This is a genomic window from Phyllobacterium sp. NPDC097923 (genome assembly GCF_044760925.1).
Taxonomy (GTDB): Bacteria; Pseudomonadota; Alphaproteobacteria; order Rhizobiales; family Rhizobiaceae; genus Phyllobacterium; species Phyllobacterium calauticae.
Genome location: NZ_JBIWBL010000001.1, coordinates 1556536 through 1571303 on the forward strand (window position 1 = coordinate 1556536; position 14768 = coordinate 1571303).

General features: G+C 58.0%; 17 protein-coding genes. 9 read left to right on the forward strand and 8 right to left on the reverse strand.

Going from position 1 to position 14768, the window contains the following annotated elements; translation table 11 throughout:
• Nucleotides 1–189: 189 nt before the first annotated feature.
• Nucleotides 190–669, reverse strand: coding sequence for a hypothetical protein (locus tag ACIQWS_RS07860; RefSeq protein WP_403174208.1), 480 nt, complete (start codon nucleotides 667–669; stop codon nucleotides 190–192).
• Nucleotides 670–1404: 735 nt separating this feature from the next.
• Between ACIQWS_RS07860 and ACIQWS_RS07865 the strand changes: the two genes are divergently transcribed.
• A complete protein-coding gene (locus ACIQWS_RS07865) occupies nucleotides 1405–1980 on the forward strand; it encodes a DUF1349 domain-containing protein (protein ID WP_346306171.1) in 576 nt (191 codons plus the stop codon).
• Between the two features lie 21 nt (nucleotides 1981–2001).
• On the opposite strand, the gene ACIQWS_RS07870 is transcribed toward ACIQWS_RS07865, so the two are convergent.
• Nucleotides 2002–2706 carry a GntR family transcriptional regulator gene (locus ACIQWS_RS07870; protein WP_403174214.1) on the reverse strand — a complete coding sequence of 235 codons (705 nt, stop codon included), beginning with the start codon at nucleotides 2704–2706 and terminating at the stop codon, nucleotides 2002–2004.
• Between the two features lie 136 nt (nucleotides 2707–2842).
• Between ACIQWS_RS07870 and ACIQWS_RS07875 the strand changes: the two genes are divergently transcribed.
• The 6 genes from ACIQWS_RS07875 to ACIQWS_RS07900 all read left to right on the forward strand — a co-directional run bounded on the left by ACIQWS_RS07875 (nucleotide 2843) and on the right by ACIQWS_RS07900 (nucleotide 8105).
• Nucleotides 2843–4399: a sugar ABC transporter ATP-binding protein gene (locus ACIQWS_RS07875; protein ID WP_403174225.1), complete on the forward strand. Its 1557-nt coding sequence runs from the start codon at nucleotides 2843–2845 to the stop codon at nucleotides 4397–4399.
• Nucleotides 4396–5721: an ABC transporter permease gene (locus tag ACIQWS_RS07880; protein WP_403174234.1), complete on the forward strand. Its 1326-nt coding sequence runs from the start codon at nucleotides 4396–4398 to the stop codon at nucleotides 5719–5721. The genes ACIQWS_RS07875 and ACIQWS_RS07880 overlap by 4 nt, the downstream gene beginning before the upstream one ends.
• A gap of 67 nt (nucleotides 5722–5788) precedes the next feature.
• Nucleotides 5789–6718 carry a substrate-binding domain-containing protein gene (locus ACIQWS_RS07885; RefSeq protein WP_223615208.1) on the forward strand — a complete coding sequence of 310 codons (930 nt, stop codon included), beginning with the start codon at nucleotides 5789–5791 and terminating at the stop codon, nucleotides 6716–6718.
• Nucleotides 6719–6896: 178 nt separating this feature from the next.
• Nucleotides 6897–7214: a helix-turn-helix transcriptional regulator gene (locus tag ACIQWS_RS07890; RefSeq protein WP_288193807.1), complete on the forward strand. Its 318-nt coding sequence runs from the start codon at nucleotides 6897–6899 to the stop codon at nucleotides 7212–7214.
• Nucleotides 7207–7668, forward strand: coding sequence for an SRPBCC family protein (locus ACIQWS_RS07895; RefSeq protein ID WP_403174239.1), 462 nt, complete (start codon nucleotides 7207–7209; stop codon nucleotides 7666–7668). Before ACIQWS_RS07890 ends, ACIQWS_RS07895 begins: the two co-directional genes overlap by 8 nt.
• Nucleotides 7669–7751: 83 nt before the next feature.
• On the forward strand, nucleotides 7752–8105 hold the full coding sequence (locus ACIQWS_RS07900) for a DUF1428 family protein (RefSeq protein ID WP_346308302.1): 354 nt from the start codon (nucleotides 7752–7754) through the stop codon (nucleotides 8103–8105).
• Between the two features lie 36 nt (nucleotides 8106–8141).
• Here the strand turns inward: ACIQWS_RS07900 and ACIQWS_RS07905 are convergent, their stop codons facing one another.
• On the reverse strand, nucleotides 8142–8615 hold the full coding sequence (locus ACIQWS_RS07905) for a DUF2127 domain-containing protein (protein WP_403174248.1): 474 nt from the start codon (nucleotides 8613–8615) through the stop codon (nucleotides 8142–8144).
• A gap of 20 nt (nucleotides 8616–8635) precedes the next feature.
• Nucleotides 8636–9340, reverse strand: coding sequence for a hypothetical protein (locus ACIQWS_RS07910; RefSeq protein ID WP_374042735.1), 705 nt, complete (start codon nucleotides 9338–9340; stop codon nucleotides 8636–8638).
• Nucleotides 9341–9544: 204 nt separating this feature from the next.
• Here ACIQWS_RS07910 and ACIQWS_RS07915 point away from each other — a divergent pair, with 204 nt between their 5' ends.
• Nucleotides 9545–9910, forward strand: a complete 366-nt coding sequence (locus ACIQWS_RS07915) for a nuclear transport factor 2 family protein (RefSeq protein ID WP_403174253.1) — start codon at nucleotides 9545–9547, stop codon at nucleotides 9908–9910.
• Nucleotides 9911–9972: 62 nt separating this feature from the next.
• Here ACIQWS_RS07915 and ACIQWS_RS07920 read toward each other — a convergent pair whose 3' ends face one another.
• From ACIQWS_RS07920 to ACIQWS_RS07935, 4 genes are read right to left on the reverse strand one after another with little or no spacing between them, the layout of a single operon-like run.
• Nucleotides 9973–10749 carry an ABC transporter permease gene (locus ACIQWS_RS07920; RefSeq protein WP_346308300.1) on the reverse strand — a complete coding sequence of 259 codons (777 nt, stop codon included), beginning with the start codon at nucleotides 10747–10749 and terminating at the stop codon, nucleotides 9973–9975.
• Nucleotides 10733–11563, reverse strand: coding sequence for an ABC transporter ATP-binding protein (locus ACIQWS_RS07925; RefSeq protein WP_346308299.1), 831 nt, complete (start codon nucleotides 11561–11563; stop codon nucleotides 10733–10735). The genes ACIQWS_RS07920 and ACIQWS_RS07925 overlap by 17 nt, the downstream gene beginning before the upstream one ends.
• A gap of 11 nt (nucleotides 11564–11574) precedes the next feature.
• The gene (locus ACIQWS_RS07930; protein WP_403174264.1) at nucleotides 11575–12576 is read right to left on the reverse strand and encodes an ABC transporter substrate-binding protein; all 1002 of its coding nucleotides are present in this window, start codon (nucleotides 12574–12576) and stop codon (nucleotides 11575–11577) included.
• A gap of 47 nt (nucleotides 12577–12623) precedes the next feature.
• Complete coding sequence (locus tag ACIQWS_RS07935) at nucleotides 12624–13706, reverse strand: 4-oxalomesaconate tautomerase (RefSeq protein WP_403174268.1); 1083 nt, start codon at nucleotides 13704–13706, stop codon at nucleotides 12624–12626.
• Nucleotides 13707–13819: 113 nt separating this feature from the next.
• Between ACIQWS_RS07935 and ACIQWS_RS07940 the strand changes: the two genes are divergently transcribed.
• Nucleotides 13820–14719, forward strand: a complete 900-nt coding sequence (locus ACIQWS_RS07940; RefSeq protein ID WP_188346345.1) for a LysR family transcriptional regulator — start codon at nucleotides 13820–13822, stop codon at nucleotides 14717–14719.
• Nucleotides 14720–14768: the final 49 nt, after the last annotated feature.

Below are 14768 nucleotides of genomic sequence, written 5' to 3' on the forward strand. Positions count from 1 at the left end.
AATATGTTGAAATATGAAATCTACTCGATGGATTTATTGTGTTCATAAATGCAGTGTTGTCAAAAACGCTGTTTGATTGTCAATTCATGGAGTTCGCGCAAACCCTCTATCAGGGTACATTGATTGGATGGATGATACTTCCATGCATCGCCGATGCCAATCCGTAGCTATACTTACAGCCGCCCGCGCTCAATCGCAGCGCGCAACGTTTATCCATCGTTCGAAATGAAAGTAGGCAAAGAGAATGATTATCGCGACTGATGTATATGGCCACCAGATGAACGCGTAGATTTTGAGGGGAATAGCGGGCAAATAATCCATCGTCGTGTTGACGGCGGAATGAATGACTGTGCAGTAGAAAATTGCCGCATAAATCCATCTGGCTTTGGCATAAACCAATGATGTAAAAATGTGAAAGCTGGTTGAGGAGACAACGACGGACAAGGTTCCAAGCACAGCAAACACCGGATCGGCACCAAGTTCCAACATGTAATCATAAATCACCGGCGTCTTGAAAGCGCACTCCAGACCAAAAAACAGGAAATAGGACGGTATGCGGAACCTGGTGTCGCGGAACAGGACAACGAGGTAAGCCTTGATCAACTCCTCAATCCCGGCCAAAATAAATGTCGTTGAAATAGTCCAGGCCAAATCCAAAGCATTGCTCATGGTTCAGGATTGAGAGCGGCAAGCGCGTGCGATTATTTATGGTTTTCGTCAGTCAATTCTTTTGGTCTGACCGTTAACAGCGCGATGGAAAAGCACGCGAAAACTCCGGAAAATACGAGTGTTGCTGAAATGAAATCTGTATCGTCTCCACAGTACAGTAGGCTAAACAGAGTTGAGCCTACGATGGATTTCAATATTACTTTATAAGAATTGGTAAAAGTTGAATCTTTTATGCATGAAAACGCAATAATTATTGATGGTATTGATAGTAACTTTAGTATCAATAGGATGTGCGGGTGGTTTCTAAACGTCGAGTCCGATATTATGATTGCTGCTAGTGCAAGAAAAACAAGTGTGTTGCAGCCGCTCTTTTTATGGTGAGAAAGCATTGGCATAGACATTATCCGCAAGACCATTTTTGAAATGAGAACGGCTGGTCATCAATAAAATCATCGCTGCAAGTCCGCCGTTTTCAATCACATTTGCAAATCTGAGCAAAATACCTTGATTGCCTTTCCATCTGTTGCACCCACATAGCCTGACGTACCCCTACGGCATGGCCAAAACCTGCGCGGCCAAGGCGACCACTGGATCAAGAACTTTCGCCATGATGCTCCGGTGCACCACCAGTGCCAATTGGTAACCATACCTATCGCTGCAATGGATTTCAGCGCCAGCCGCAATCTGCTACACCGCATCTGCCGTTTCAGGCCGGATTCGCGTGTGGAGAGAGTGATGACTGATGCGTTCAACTGGCTCAATGCGCCGCCGTCCCATCACGGCGAAGCCCGTCTGCTCACGCTTGCGACGGCTGAGAACACCGATTTCTGGCAGCACACCTTCTATGGTTTCGAGCGCGACAACGGCCATGCCTATCTGACGCCGGTCAGCGGTGATTTCAGCGCCCGCGTGACAGTGCGCGGCGATTACCGGGAACTCTATGACCAGGCTGGTCTGATGCTGCGGATCGACGCCCGGACCTGGATCAAGACCGGCATCGAATATACCGACGGCCTCATGCATTTCAGCGTTGTCGTGACCAAGCGCGTATCCGATTGGTCCGTCATTCCCCTGCACAGCGCCCGTGTCGACGACGCGGTGCACATCCGGCTGACCCGCCATGATGATGCGGTGCGGGTCCAGTATGCCATCAATGATGCGCCGTGGCAGCTGGCGCGGCTCGCGCCATTTCCCAAAGACGATGCGTCGGTCGGTATCATGGCCTGTTCGCCGCAGCGCGGCGGCTTTGCGGCGGAATTCCGCGATCTCGAGGTCGGCCCGGCAATCCCGCGTGACCTGCATGCGGACTAGGCCGCGGCGAGGGGCGGCTTGCTAATCGGCAAACAGCTCCGGCCGTTTGGTCTGCAGCTGCAGCAGCATTTTGCCCATCTTCGAAATATGCTCTTCCATCGCCGCCGCCGCGCGCTCGACGCTGTTGTCGGCAATGGCATCAACAATAGTCTGGTGCTCTTTCAGCGTTTCGACCATGCGCGTTTCGTAGTGCAGGAGCAGCCGCCGCACGCGGTCGATCTGGCTGCGCTCCTTGGCGGCAATTTCGCGCAATCCAACCAAACCCGCCGCATCGCAGATCATGTCGTGCAATTCCTCGTCGAGCGCGTAAAACCCCTCAAAGTCCTTGGAGTCCGCCGCCTTGCGCTGCCGGTCGAGATTATCGCGCAGGCGCTGCACGATGTCAGCCGAGCTGCGCTCCGCCGCCCGCCGGATGGCCGCCGTTTCCAGGGCAATGCGCACGAATTGGGCTGTCTCGATCTTGTCGAGGCGCAGCCGGGCAACGAAAGTGCCGGTTTGCGGGTAAATCTCCACCAGGCCTTCGTCGGCGAGGCGGTTGATGGCATCGCTGACCGGCGTGCGTGATACGCCGAGCTGCAGCGCCACCAGTTCCTTGCGGATGGCTTCGCCGGGCGCCAGCTGCGATGAAATGATGGCCTGACGCAGGATGGAATAGACCTGGTCCTTGCGTGTGACCGCAATGACCTTCTGTTCCCTGAAACTCTTGCCGCCTGACCCCAATTGCACGTCCAAAGCTCCCCGGTAGGCCCTGTTGCATGGCAGGAGGCTGAATTCCATTTCTCCGAATGAAGCATTTGACTCCTGCACAATAACATCTAACATGTTACATATTAACTTGAAAGAATGTTTTGGGAGGAGCATTTTGGATAGTCAGCTGCCGATCGTCTCGATGCGCGGCATCAGCAAGTCATTCGCTCATATTGTTGCCCTGCGAAGTATCGATCTCGACATCTATCCGGGCGAGATTCATGCCATCATGGGGGAGAACGGTGCGGGCAAGTCGACGCTGGTGAAAATCCTCAGCGGCGTGCATCGTCGCAGCGGCGGTGACATGCTTGTCCGGGGGCGGGCGGTCGACTTTGCCTCGCCGCGGGAAGCCGAGCACAACGGCATCGCCATCATCCACCAGGAACTCAACCTCATCCCAAGCCTCAGCGTGTCCGAGAATATTTTTCTCGGGCGCGAGCCGCTGATCGGCGGCCTGTTCATTGATCGCAGGAGCATCGAGACGAAGAGCGCAGAGCTGCTCGACCGTTTCGGCATCGATATCGATCCGCGTGCCGACGTGGAGAATTTGCGCGTCGGCGAGCAGCAGCTTGTCGAGATTGCCCGCGCATTGTCCCTGAATGCCGACGTGCTGGTTCTGGACGAGCCGACCTCGGCGCTGTCGGAGGCCGAAGCCCAGAGACTGGCCAGTTTTGTGCGGGAACTGGCCCGCAACGGCGTTGCCATCATCTACATTTCCCATCGGATGAATGAAATATTCTCGCTTGCCGACAAGATCACCGTGTTGCGCGACGGCAGCTTCATCGCAACGCGCCGGGCCCAGGATGTGAGTGAGCGCGATCTCATCCGCATGATGGTTGGGCGCGATCTGGCAGCACCGGAACCCAAGGCGGATCGATCGGGCAGGCCGATTGTACTTGAAGCGCGCAATCTCGCCCTACGCCGCCCGAATTCGCGCGGCAGCATGCACAATGTCGTCGACGATGTGAGCTTCGATCTCCACGCCGGCGAAATTCTCGGGATCGGCGGGCTGCTCGGTTCCGGGCGCACTGAAGTGCTCGAACTGATTTTTGGCGCGGCGACTGGAGAACGCTCCGGCACGATCACCCGCAACGGCACCAGCCTTGCCGCCGCGTCCCTGACCCCACGCCGGTCGGTGGCGAAGGGCATTGCCTTCCTCACCGAAGACCGCAAGGGAACGGGTCTTCTCATGAATGCGGACATCCGGGCCAATGCCGTTCTGCCGTCCTTGCCGTGGCTCGCGCCGTTCGGCTGGATCAGCCGCCGGCGCGAGGACCCCGTGGCGGGCCGGATCATCAAAGCGATGCACGTGCGCTGCGATGGCCCGGACCAGAAGATCGATCAGCTGAGCGGCGGCAACCAGCAAAAGATCGTGCTGGGCAAATGGCTGGAAACCCGGCCCAGCGTCGTCCTCTTGGATGAACCGACCCGGGGGATCGACGTCGGCGCCAAGGATGAAATCTACGAGCTCCTGAAAAAACTCGCTTTGTCCGGCGTGGCGGTGATCATGGTGAGTTCCGAATTGCCGGAACTTCTTGCGCTCTCCAGCCGCATCCTCGTGATGTGCGAGGGCAGGGCGGCGGGCATTCTTGAGAGCACAGCGTTTTCCGAAGAACAGGTGATGGAACTGGCGACACCCCTGGGCACGGCTCTGACAAAGGACGCGGCATGACACGAACGAGCGAGCAGACAATGCAGTCATCCCAAGGCAATCTTAGCCGGATCAAGCGCCTGCTGAATGCAACCAAGCTCTACTGGGGATTGGTGCTGCTCTTTCTGGTCGGCATTTTCTCATCGCCAATCTCGTCCAAGGGGCACAATATTTTCCTGTCCTATGGCAATCTGTCCGATGTTTTCCGGCAGATTTCGGTTACCGGCATTACTGCCGTGGGCATGACGCTGGTGATCCTCATTGCCGGAATTGACCTGTCGGTCGGGTCCGTGCTTGCGCTGGGTTCCGTCGTCTGCGCCATGCTTCTGACCAATGAGGGCTGGTCGGCGGCCTATACCATCGGCGTTCCCGCCATTTTCGTGCTGGCATTCCTTGTTGTGCTGGGGGCGGGGCTGTTCCTTGCCAAGGTACCTGGCCGCTCGTTTGGCGAGCCCGAAAATGACCGGACGCACCTGAACCGCATTATCGCCCTTGTGGCTGTGATCGCCGCGGCCGCGACCGCCTGGTGGGTCGCCTCCGGCGCGGATGCAAAGGCCGGCGTGCTGCTGGTGCTCGTGGTGGTTCCGGCCGTCGGTTTCATGCTCGGCATGGTCAACGGCCTGGTCATCGTCGGCGGCCGCCTGCAACCGTTCATCGTGACACTTGCCATGATGGTGGCAGGACTGGGCATTGCCCGCCTGACGGCGGGCCAGAACACGGCAGTCTGGCCGGTCTATACCGGCAGCAACGCGACGGCGAATTTCGAATTCCTGCGCGCGCTCATTTTCGGGCTGATTCCGGTGCCGGGTCTGATTTTCGCCGGTATCATTCTCCTGTTCTGGGTGATCCTGAAATACACCAAGTTCGGACGGTACATCTATGCCATCGGCGGCAACGAAGAGGCGGCGCGGCTCGCCGGTGTGCCGGTCTGGCGGGTAAAGATCAGCGTCTATGCCATATCGGGATATCTCGCCGCGCTGGCCGGCATTCTCTATGTCGCGCAATACAGGCAGGGAAAGCCCGATGCGGGCATGGGGCTTGAACTCGACGCCATTGCTGCCGTGGTGATCGGCGGCACCAGCTTGATGGGCGGGCGCGGCTCGATGATTGGCACCCTTGTCGGCGTCCTCATCTTCGGCTTTCTCAGCAATATCCTGCAGCTCAACAATATCGACAGCAACACGCAGCTGGTGCTCAAGGGCATCATCATCATCGTGGCGGTGCTGCTGCAGGAGCGGCGCTCCAGCGGATGGCTGTTTTTTCTCTCCCAGCTCATGACAGCCACGCCGTCCAAGAAATCCGTGCCCGGCAAGCCAGAAAACCGGCAAGGGCAGGGTGATTGAACCAACAACAAGGACTATCAGGGAGGATAGCATGAGACTGACACGCAGACATTTTGCCAGACTGGCAATGGCAACCGCCTTCATCGCGCCGCTGGCGCTGCACATGCCGGGCGCATGGGCCAAGGACAAGTATGTCATCGGCTTCAGCCAGACCACGACCGTCGAGCCCTGGCGCGTCCAGTTCAACAAGGATCTGGTTGCCGAAGCCAAGAACCATCCGAATGTTGAGCTGCTTGTCGCCGATGGCCAGGACAAGACGGAAAAGCAGGTGGCCGACGTTGAAAACTTCATCCGGCAGGAAGTGGATGCAATCCTGATTTCACCCAAGGAATCCGCAGGCCTGACCGGTGTCGTGGAAAAGGCGATGGATGCCGGCATTCCGGTGATCGTGCTTGACCGCAACGTCGATACCGACAAGTTCACCCAGTGGATCGGCGGCGACAATGTGGTGATCGGCGAAGCGGCGGGACAACATGCCGTGGAACTCCTCGGCGGCAAGGGCAAGGCCAAGGGCACCGTCGTTGAAATCTGGGGTGGCCTCGGCACGCAGGCGAGCCATGACCGCAGCAATGGTTTCCACAAATACACCGACGCGGAGAAGGGCATCACCTATCTCCTGGACAAGCAGTCCGGCGACTGGAAGCAGGATCAGGCCTACAACATCATGGCAACCGCTCTGCGCAACCATGAGGACATCAAGCTGGTCTACGGCCACAATGATCCGATGGCTTATGGTGCCTATCTCGCCGCCAAGGATGCGGGGCGCGAGAAGGACATCCTGTTCCTTGGTGTCGACGGACTGCCGAATGAAGGCGTCCAGTGGGTCAACAAGGGGGAGCTTGCCGCAACGTTCCTCTACCCGACACCCGGAGCGGAAGGATTGCGCCAGGCGCTGAAAGTTCTGGCGGGCGAAAAGGTGGAAAAGAAGATCGTTCTCGGCACTGAAACCATCACCAAGGCGAATGCGCCGGAGATTCTCAAAAAGAACGGTCTTTGACCACTGAGAGCCAAGAAGTGGAGTAACCGCTTTAGAAAGAGCGGTTACTCCATTGTTATTTTGTCAGTATTTCAGTTTTCAAGTTCTGATGCATGGCTGTTGCACAGGGTGCGCAACCCAGCGGCATCGCGTAATGATTTGACATGCAACTAAAAGGTTGCATAATGTAGATATGACCATAGACGCGACATTCCGGGCCCTTGCCGATGTGAGCCGGCGCCAATTGCTCGACAATCTCTTTGCCAGGAACGGCCAGACGCTGGGCGAACTCTGCGAGGGCATCGACATGACGCGTCAGGCCGTAACCAAGCATCTTGCAATATTGGAAGAGGCCAATCTCATCGCGACGGTCTGGCGGGGCAGGGAAAAGCTGCACTACCTCAATCCGGTGCCGATCCATGAAATTTCCACGCGCTGGATCCACAAGTATGAACAGGGTCCGCTGCGCACCCTCGATGAACTCAAGAAAACCCTGGAGGAAGACGGCCATGACTAAACCCAGATTTGTGTACGTGACCTATATCCGCACAACGCCGGAAAAGCTCTGGCACGCGCTGATCGATCCGGAATTTACCCGGCAGTATTGGGCGGGAACCTGGCAGGATTGCGATTGGCAGCCCGGTTCCTCGTGGAAACTCATGATTCCGGATGGGCGGGTCGGCGATGCCGGAGAGGTTGTTGAAATCGATCCCCCCAAACGCCTCGTTCTGTCCTGGCGCAACGAATTCCTGCCGGAATTGAAGCAGGAGGGATTTTCGCGCCTCACCTATGAGCTTGATCCGATGGGCGATATGGTGAAACTGACTGTAGTCCATGAGATGGACCGGCCGGAATCCAAGCTGATCGAACAGGTTTCCACCGGATGGCCCAGCCTTCTCTCAAGCCTCAAGAGCCTGCTTGAGACAGGTGAATCGCTTGAAGCGACACGCCATTGGCCGAAAGATATGTAAGCGCCCGAATAAAATCGGGAACGATGTAGAATGTCGGCCCGTTCAATCGTCCTAGGGCCGTTGAACCGAATGAGGAGGGTATGATGACCTATGTTGATGGATTTGTGCTTGCCGTACCGAAGGACAAGATCGATGCCTATAAGGCCATGGCGCGCGTGGCTGGTGACGTCTGGAAGGAACATGGCGCGCTGGCCTATGTGGAATGCCTTGGCGATGACGTTCCCTATGGCGAACTCACCTCGTTTCCACGCGCCGTGCAGGCGAAGGACGATGAAATCGTCATCTTTTCGTGGATTGTTCATGCGTCGCGAAAGCAGCGGGACGAAACCAACAAGAAAGCCATGGCGGATCCACGACTTGCCAGCGATAAATGGGAGATGCCCTTCGATGGCAAGCGCATGATCTATGGCGGGTTCGAGTCCTTCATGGAACTCTGACACCCATAAAAGGGATTTCAGCGCAATCGGGGTGACCTACCGCGCGACGTGCTTTTGAACCAGTCGATACTCATGCCAGATGAGCAGCATGACAAACAGGTCGAAAACCGTCAGCACGATGAGCGCCGGACTCTGCGTGTAGGAGTAGCGATAAAGCTGATAGGCGATGAATAGCCCCAGAACCACGAGGGACAGCGGATAGGCCCACAGCTTGTTGCGCAGCAGCGCAATGACAAGCAGGGCTTTGATCAGCCCGTGGCTCAGCAGATAAAAGGCGTAGAAATGCTGGCTGCTGACGGAGAAATCGCCGGCAAGCCTTGCGAGGTGCGTGGCGATATAATCATCGGGATCGTCCAGGAGTCTCGTCTGTGTGAACGTGTTCACCATCAGCCGGATAGAGGCCGTGTTGACAAAAACCAGGATCAGACCGCCGATACACTCGATGAGTGCATGGGCGCCCTTCAACAGGATGCTGATCTCGAAAATCCGGTGAATGCGCGTCTCGTTCATCAGGGCTTCCCGTTTCGCCGCTACGCCAGGATATTGACGGCGCGTGCTGCGACAAGGGCGATGGTCAGCAGGGAGAGCGACGCTTCCGCCATCATGAGCAGTTTTGCCCGTGGTGACAGGGGCATCGTGTCGGTCGGCGAGAAAGCCGTCGCGTTGGTGAATGACAGAAAGAGGTAGTCGATGAAGCCGGGTGACCAATCCTTCAGCCGTTCATCCTGAATGACCATTTGCGGGAACTGGAAATCGCCATAAGTTTTTGATGTCAGCCCGCGGCTGGCCGGGCCGCCACGGTCGATGCTCCAGTACCAAAGGGTGAAGGCGATGACGTTCGTCACCCATATGTTGACCGCATCGATCAGGAGCGTCTGCGCCGACCCGGCGTGACCGCCGAGAAGGGCTCTTACAAGAAAATACAGCGCGACAAAGTTCATGAAGGTGATCAGGATTGTCAGGCCGAGGGCGGCGCGGCGGATCAGGCGCCGCGAACGCCCGACCAGATGAAAATGCTCATCCGTTGTTGCTTGCCTTGCCCGCGTCTGTACCCATGCGGTTGCCATGGACAGCGGCGCCAGCAGCAAAAGCTCGATCACCGGCGCGAGCCAGCGCGGCCCCCACGAAAAATCATTCACCAGCAGAAACTGCAATCCGGCAACGACGAGGACGGCGGCGCGCGCCATCCAGAAGTCCAGTGCATGGGTCCGCACCGCCATATGCTTCTGACGGATATCCGTGTGAGCTGTCTGCACTTGTTTTCACCCCGTTGCTGAAAGACCGCTGCATCCACTGCTGCACCGAAACAGTGCACGGACAATTATGTCCTTGAAGCGGCGGCAGCTGTCAAACGCCTGCGATTTCGGGCACGGGGGTTCTGGAACAAATGCGAGGGATAGTGCACTGTCCAAGGGCTCAAACCGGAGTAAGACCCCCTCATGCTGCTCAGTCCCGTTGAAACAACCCGCCTTTACCACGCTGCCATCAACTCCCTCGACTTTGAGGCACTTGCCGGCTTTTTCGCAATCGATGCCGTCTATGCATCGAGCGGTATCGGCGAGATTGCCGGGCAGGAGGCTATCCTGGACGCATTCAAGGTCTATTTTGCAAGCTATCCCGATCAGGTTGCCGAGGACGATCTGATCGAAGAGCTGTCGCCCCAATCGGCCAGATCGGTTTGGCGTCTGGTCGCAACGCACCGCCAGACGGGTGAAGTGTCCCGGCGTTCCGGCGAGGAAGTCATTCTGTTCGATGCAGCCGGGAAAATTCTGCGCGTGACGGTTCAAGACCGCGATGCCTCCTGAGAAGTCCCGGAAAGCACCGCGGCAAACCGCATTTATGGCTGTCACCAGGCAGCCTGACGGGATCAGGCTGTCTTCTCTTCAGCCGTATTTGGTCGCCATTTGATCAGCCGGTTCTCCACCACGTCGAGCACGCGGTCAATGACGAGAACAAAGACGGCCAGGATGATGATACCGGCAAAAACGCCGACTGCATCGAAATTGCCTTCCGCCTGCGCGATCAGATAGCCAAGGCCTGCCGACGCGCCAAGATATTCACCGATGATGGCGCCGACGACCGCGAAGCCGACCGAGGTGCGCAGGGAGGACAGAATCCAGCTGGCGGCAGCAGGGAAGTAGACATGGCGCAGGAGTTCTGAACGCTTTGCACCGAGAATACGGGCATTGGCCAGAACCACCGGATTGACTTCGCGCACGCCCTGCATGGCATTGAAGAACGTGATGAAGAACACGAGTGTGACGGCAAGCGCCACCTTCGACCACAACCCGAGTCCGAGCCACAGCACGAAGATCGGCGCAAGCACCACGCGCGGAATGGCATTGAGGCCCTTGATGAACGGGTCGAGAATGCGTGCGGCACTGCGACTGAGGCCGAGCCAGACGCCGGCGGCAACGCCCAATCCCGTTCCGATGACATAGCCGAGCACGGTTTCCGTCAGCGTGATCGTGACATGGCGATAAAAATTGGGATCGATGACCCAGTTGACGATCTGGTTGAAAATGTCGACGGGTGCCGGAAAGAAGAACACGTCGATGACGCCGGTCGACACGCCAAGCTGCCAGCCGCCGAGGATGGCCACAAGCAGGCCCAGTTGGATCAGTCGTTCAGTCGCGACGTTCATAGCTCTTCTCCACTTCGCCGCGCAGCGACGCCCAGATATTGCGGTACAGATCCATAAAACGTGGATCCAGTTTGATTTCAGCGACGTCGCGCGGTCTCGCAAGGTCCACGTCGAAGCTGTCGATAACCCGGCTGCGCGGTCCGGCGGCAAGCACCGCCACCCGGTCGCCGAGCGCGATCGCTTCCTCCAGGTCATGGGTGATCATCACCACGGCGCGGCGCTCCTCCTGCCACAGGCGCAGGAGCTCATTCTGCATCAGATGCCGGGTATGGATATCGAGCGCCGAAAACGGCTCGTCCATCAGAATGACTTTCGGACCGGTAATCAGCGCCTGCGCCATCTGCACACGCTTGCGCTGGCCGCCGGACAGCTGGTGCGGATATCGCTGCTCAAAACCCTTCAAGCCCACCTTGGCCAGCCACATCATCGACCGCTCGCGGCGTTCCGCCGTTGCGACGCCTTTGAACAGCAGCCCGAGTTCAACATTCTCGATGGCGGTTTTCCAGGGCAGCAGGGCATCCTGCTGGAACAGGTAGCCGATATCGTTCTGGATGCCAGAAACCGGATTGCCGTCAATCGCGACGCGGCCGCCGGACGGCTTGAGCAGCCCGGCGATGGCATTCAATATCGTGCTCTTGCCGCATCCGGTGGGACCGACGATGGCAAGAAACTCCCCATCGGCCACCGTCAGATTGACGTTCTCCACCGCAACGAACGTGCCGAATGACATCGTTACGGAATCGATGGACACCATCGCTTTTCGCGGCTGTTCAACGGTTGCGGCCGCAACCGGTTTTACCATTGCCAAGGCCATGGTTCTCTCCCTCAGTTCGTGCCTTCGTGCGGCGCTTTGTCGACGAAATGGTTGGTGTAGGTCTTCTTCAGGTCGATGTCCGTTGCCGCCACCTTGTCATTGAAGCTTTTCAGGACTGCCAGCGGCGTTTCGACTTCGGTCTCGTTGAAGCGGCCGTCGACCGAGAAGATGGGCTTGGCGTTTGCCACTGCCTTTATGTAGGTTTCCTTGTCTCCGGAAATGAAGGCCTCGGGAAGTTTTTGAACGATTTCCTCCGGAGCGCTCTTGTTCATCCATTCCAGGGCCTTGACCGTTGCATTGACGACCTTCTGGATCGTCTCCGGATTCTTGTCGATGTAGGACTGAGTGGCGTAGAGAACCGAGGTCGGATAGATGCCGCCGTAGATCTCCTTGGCGCCGTCGTCGCTGCGCGCGTCGATCAGGATTTTGCCGACGCCCTTGGCTTCAATGAAGGTCGCCGCCGGATCGTAGTTCACCAGGAGGTCGACCTTTCCCTGTTCGAGAGCGGCGACGGCTGCCGAGCCGGAACCGACGCCGATGAGCGAAACGTCATCCGCCGAAAGCTGGTGGCGCTGCAGATAGTAGCGAACGAAGAAATCCGACGAGGAGCCGGGAGCGGTAATGCCGATCTTGGCACCCTTGATGGTTTCGGGCTTTGCCGGATCGAATGTGCTGTTCTTGCCGCCTGCAAGCACCAGCCCCGAATTGCGTGCCAGCAGCACGATGCCAACAACGTTCTTCTTCTGCGCCTGCATCTGGATCGTGTGATCGTAGAAGCCGACCGCTATGTCGGTCGAACCGGCGACGAGCGCCTGCAGCGTTTTCGAACCGCCCGAGGCAAAATTCTCGACGGTGACATCAAGCCCTTCCTTTTCATAAAGGCCGAGGCCCGAGGCGACCGGAAATGGCAGGTTGTTGAGATTGTAAGAGCCGACGCTGATGCGGACAGGTTCGGCAAACGCCGATCCTGCGAATGCCACCGTCGCCGCCAGAGCGAGCATGAGTTTATGCATGGTATTTCCTCCCAGATGTGCGATGCCCTCCCGGCAACCGCGTTCAATTATGCTGCGCAAACCATTTGCGCTACAGGTTTGGCAAAGACTTGACCCTCGAACAGACGCCGGGCGGTCCGCAATATGCCGGCGACCGTGGTGCCATTGCGGGATTCCAGCTTGACTTCCAGACGGCCGCTCGGATGTTCGAGAACAAGATTGACCGGAAGCGTGCGCCCTGCGATCAGGCGTGACGCGACCGTGGCATCGCTGATGCACGCCGTGGCGATGCCGACGGCTCCCGTCGTGGCGAGGGAGGGATGGCACTGGTGCGGCATGAAATAGCGCACATTCAGATCACCGCCGGCTTTCGGTTTTGAGATGAGGACGGGTTTGGGCGTGACTTGCATCCGCACGTCGCCCATGCCCATGCGCTGGCCCGCCTGCAGCCGCAGCCTTTCCAGCCGCTCGAGGAGGGCACGGTCGGCATTGAGTTCGACAGCGCTCTCATAACCGGTTGCTCCGATGGACGCAGCCTCGAGTATCATCATCGGCATGGCGCAATCGATGCAGGTGACATCGATGCCGTCGATGATCTCGCGGGGATGGCCCGTTGGAAACAGCCTGCCGGTCCGTGCACCGGCGGCGTCCATGAATGTCAGGGCAATCGGCGCAGCGTACCCTGGCACCCCGTCAATCGATGCATCGCCGAGATAGGCCACGCGGCCGTCGGGCGTCGGCACCTCCGCCTCGATCAGCTTGCCGGTGTTGACATTGTGTATCCGCACTCCCGTTACCGCTCCCGTCGTCCTGACCAGACCGGCTTCGATGGCAAACGGGCCAACGGCAGCAAGCATATTGCCGCAATTGGGGGATGTGTCGACCATCTGCTGATCGATCCGTACCTGGGCAAAGAGATAGTCGACGTCGGCACCTGTTACCGTGGACGGGCCAACGATGGCAACCTTGCTGGTGACCGGGTTGCCGCCGCCGATACCGTCGATCTGCAGGGGATGACCGGACCCCATCACCGACAGCAGGATCTGGTCGCGCTGCTGCGGATCGGAGGGAAGATCCGATGCCAGAAAAAACGGTCCCTTGGACGTACCGCCTCTCATGAGGACGCAAGGTATGCGAAGGAGGTCATTCATGGCGCAGTGCTCTTTATTATTCATGCGTTCAACAGAACAATCTGTCGGTTTCTTGCATTTTGCGGTAAGGTGATTGATATGTGAAATGCAAAGTTTGCGAGGATTGATGTGATATGAGCATTAATTGTGAGATACTGGATCTGCGGGCTTTTCTCTCGGTGGTGGAGCTGGAGAGCTTTCACCGGGCGGCGGAAGCCTTGAATCTCTCGCAACCTGCGTTGAGCCGGCGCATCCAGAAGCTGGAGGCAACCATCGGAGCGCCGCTTCTGGAGCGGACCACGCGCCATGTCTCGGCCACGGCGGTGGGAAGCGAACTCATTCCGCTCGTTCAGCGCATGCTGGAGGAATTTGACGGCTCGCTCTTTGCCGTGCGGGATATCGGCGCCCAGCGCAGCGGGCTCGTCACCATCGCCTGCCTGCCCACCGCCGCCTTCTATTTTCTGCCGACAGTGATCAAGCAGTTCAATGCCGAATACCCGCACATCCGCTTCCGCATCCTTGACCTTCCCGCCACCGACGGGCTTTTGGCTGTTGCCCGCGGCGAGGTGGAATTCGGCATCAACATCATGGGCGCTGCCGACCCCGATCTGATTTTCGACCGGCTGATCGAGGACCCGTTCGTGCTTGCGGCGCGCAAGGATCACCCGCTTGCCGCCAAAAGCGAACTCGGATGGGAAGACCTGACGCCCTATCCGCTGATTACCGTGCACCGCTCCAGCGGCAACCGGACGCTGCTGGACGCGGCATTGGCGAAATCCAACCTGAAATTGCGCTGGTTCTACGAGGTGACGCACCTGTCAACGTCGCTCGGCCTCGTCGAGGCGGGACTGGGGATTTCCGTGCTGCCCAAGCTGGCAACGCCGCAGGAGGAGCACCCGTTTCTCGTCACCCGGCCGATCCGCAATCCGGAAATTTCGCGGACCATCGGGGTTGTCCGGCGGCGGGGAGGAACATTGTCACCCGCTGCCGAGCGCTTTCTCAACATGCTGATTGGCACTTGGTCGGAAGGTTAGGGCGGCGCGAAAACTGCTTCTTCAAGGGAAGCTGTGATCTGCAATATGC